Raw genomic sequence first — 2,806 nt, forward strand, 5'->3', positions numbered from 1 at the left:
GGCTCACCCCGATCGAGTTTGAGACAATAAACCGGCCCGCAGTCGCGGCCTGAAAGACCAAACCCACGAGTCAACCAAACTCGGGGCAGTCCCAAGTGGAGGTCAGATGAAAATCCTGGTCACCGGGGGTGCAGGATTCGTCGGAGCCACCGTCACACGACTGCTCCTCGACGCCGGACACGACGTCACCGTCATCGACGACCTCTCCCGCAACGACGACCGCCAAATCCCCCACGACGCCGAATTCATCAAACTCCGCGTCCACGATATCGCACAAATCCTCACCCCCACTGCCGGCTACGACGCCGTCCTGCACTTCGCCGGACTCATCGCCGCAGGCGAATCCATGCACCACCCCGAATGGCACTGGGACAACAACACCCGCGCCTCCCTCGCCCTGCTCGACGCCATGCACACCGCCCACGTCGACAAACTCGTCTTCTCCTCCACCGCCGCCGTCTACGGCGAACCCACCCAACTCCCACTGCTCGAAACCTCACCCACCAACCCGGTCAACACCTACGGCGACACCAAACTCGCCATCGACAAAGCCATCACCACCTACACCCGCGCCTCCACGCTCGGCGCGATATCCCTGCGCTACTTCAACGTCGCAGGCGCCCACGACTGCGGCGACGGCACCATGATCGGCGAACGCCACAACCCCGAAACCCACCTCATCCCCGTCGCCCTCGACACCGCCCTCGGCCACCACGACAAACTCACCCTCTACGGCGACGACTACCCCACCCCCGACGGCACCTGCATCCGCGACTACATCCACATCACCGACCTCGCCCACGCCCACCTCCTCGCCCTCAACAACATCCACCCCGGCGAACACAAGATCTACAACCTCGGCAACGGCATCGGCTACTCCAACCTCCAAGTCATCCAAGCCATCTGCAACGTCACAGGGATCCCGTTCGACGTCGAGACAGCACCACGACGACCAGGCGACCCCGCAACCCTCTACGCCTCCTCCCAACTCGCACAACGCGAACTCGGCTGGACACCACAGAAACCAAACATCACCGACATCGTGCGCGACGCGTGGAAGTTCCACAGTCGGCATTTCACCCCCTGACTACGAAAGTGCGCAACGCTCTCGAACGCCGACCGAGGTGGAGGTGAGTCGCGCATCCGCGGCCCCCTCAGCGGGGGCCAGATCACCCGGACCGGACCACAGGGGTCAGGTCATCCGCTCCAGAATCCCCACAGCGAACTCCTATCCGTGGCAAAATGCCTCAATGCTCGAGGTCACGAAGGGATCGAAAACGGACCTGGCGGATACGCGCTACACCGTGACGGTCAGCGCCGAAACCGTTGATATCGCCGCAGTTCTGCTGAGCTCTAGCGGAAAGGTTCGCAGCGATGACGACTTCATTTTCTTCAACAACCCCACACGCCGAGGTGTCGCGCTGGTCTCCGATACTGCGATCTCAGTTGACCTGTCTGCTCTACCCGCCGACATTGATCGTGTGCTGATCACAGGCAGCACCGAGGCGCACCCCACGACCTTCGGCTCTCTCGCCGGGTTGTCCGCCACTGTCATGGGTGAGCGCCAAGCGTTCTCGTTTCGACCGGATCGGCTGACCACCGAAACTGTCTTGCAGCTTGTCGCTTTCTATCGATGAAGCGGACGCTGGCGGTTGGACGCGATCGGCCAGGGATACAGTGCGGGATTGGCCGCGTTCGCCACCGATCATGGCATCGTGGTCGACGATCCGGGGCAGCGACCCGCCTCTACCGCGGCTACTGCTTCCCCGACCTCCTCCCCGCATGGGCGAATGGCGCAGCAGAAACACAAACCAGCCAAGTATGTTGCACAGCAGCCCCTGGGCCAGCCCGTACATGTCGCCGAGATGGCTCAATCCACAGCGACACCGCATACCGTCCAGCCAGCGTTCCCCCTCGCAGCGGTCAGGCCAGCCGCGTTCGCTCCACCCGCACCGCTGCCTGCCTATGCAGCGCCGGTTGACCGGAACTCGATAAACTTTCAGAAGGTCAAGGTCGCGATTACCAAAGACTCACCTTCGAAGTCGGCCAGCATCGATTTGCGGAAAAGCGGCGGCGATCCAGGTTGGATCCTCACCGTCGGCCTCGAGTGGGACGGTCGTGGAGCGGTGTACGACACGAATGGTCGAGTTAAGCGGTTCGGCTCCGGAGACCTCGACGTCTATTTCTACTGCCGCAACGAGCAAACCAACGAATTCGTGGTCATCAGTGGCGAACACGGCCACCTCGGAAACCTGAATCAATGGCCTTTCATCTACCATTACGGTGACAGCCTCGGGCCAGGCCAGGGGAACAGACCTGCAGTGGAGCAAGTCCGTGTCCGTCCGTTGGAGAACGGCGACCTGCTGGTCAACGTCTACCAGAGCGTCGACAACGGCACCGGCGCGATCAACACGTTCGGTCGTCCGCGCGTAGCCATTCGCTACGGACGCCCAGGCCCAAACGTGTTCTCGGTCCGGATGCAGACGAAATCATGGTCTACGTCGGCAACAGTCGAAACTGCTACTGGGCCACCGTTGCTCACATCGACGTGAAGGACGCCGTGCTCACCGTCGACGGCAAGACCCGCTACAGCACCGCCCACAGCGAGTGGATGCCTGGACTGAACACCAACGGCAAATGGGTCAGAGAACCCCACGGCGGACCGGTAGGCCGCAGCAAGAGGAATCACAACGGCATTGTGGAGTGGTCCTCGAAAGTTGGACCTTGGAATTAAACCTTATGCGGCAGTAGAGGTTTGGGCGAGATACTCGTCGGGGCTGAGGTAGCCGAGCCGTTGTTGGATGCG

The 2,806-nt window shown here is 61.8% G+C and carries 3 protein-coding genes; all 3 read left to right on the plus strand.

Annotated features, from left to right (window positions below; translation table 11 throughout):
* Nucleotides 1–106 precede the first annotated feature (106 nt).
* The 3 genes from galE to ACWEH3_RS35915 all read left to right on the plus strand — a co-directional run bounded on the left by galE (nucleotide 107) and on the right by ACWEH3_RS35915 (nucleotide 2,552).
* Nucleotides 107–1,087, plus strand: a complete 981-nt coding sequence (gene galE, locus ACWEH3_RS35905) for a UDP-glucose 4-epimerase GalE (protein ID WP_450026607.1) — start codon at nucleotides 107–109, stop codon at nucleotides 1,085–1,087.
* Nucleotides 1,088–1,250: 163 nt separating this feature from the next.
* On the plus strand, nucleotides 1,251–1,637 hold the full coding sequence (locus ACWEH3_RS35910; protein ID WP_450026605.1) for a TerD family protein: 387 nt from the start codon (nucleotides 1,251–1,253) through the stop codon (nucleotides 1,635–1,637).
* Nucleotides 1,638–1,685: 48 nt separating this feature from the next.
* Nucleotides 1,686–2,552 carry a hypothetical protein gene (locus ACWEH3_RS35915; protein WP_450026603.1) on the plus strand — a complete coding sequence of 289 codons (867 nt, stop codon included), beginning with the start codon at nucleotides 1,686–1,688 and terminating at the stop codon, nucleotides 2,550–2,552.
* Nucleotides 2,553–2,806: the final 254 nt, after the last annotated feature.

The sequence above is a fragment of the Nocardia sp. NPDC004718 genome (genome assembly GCF_053601535.1).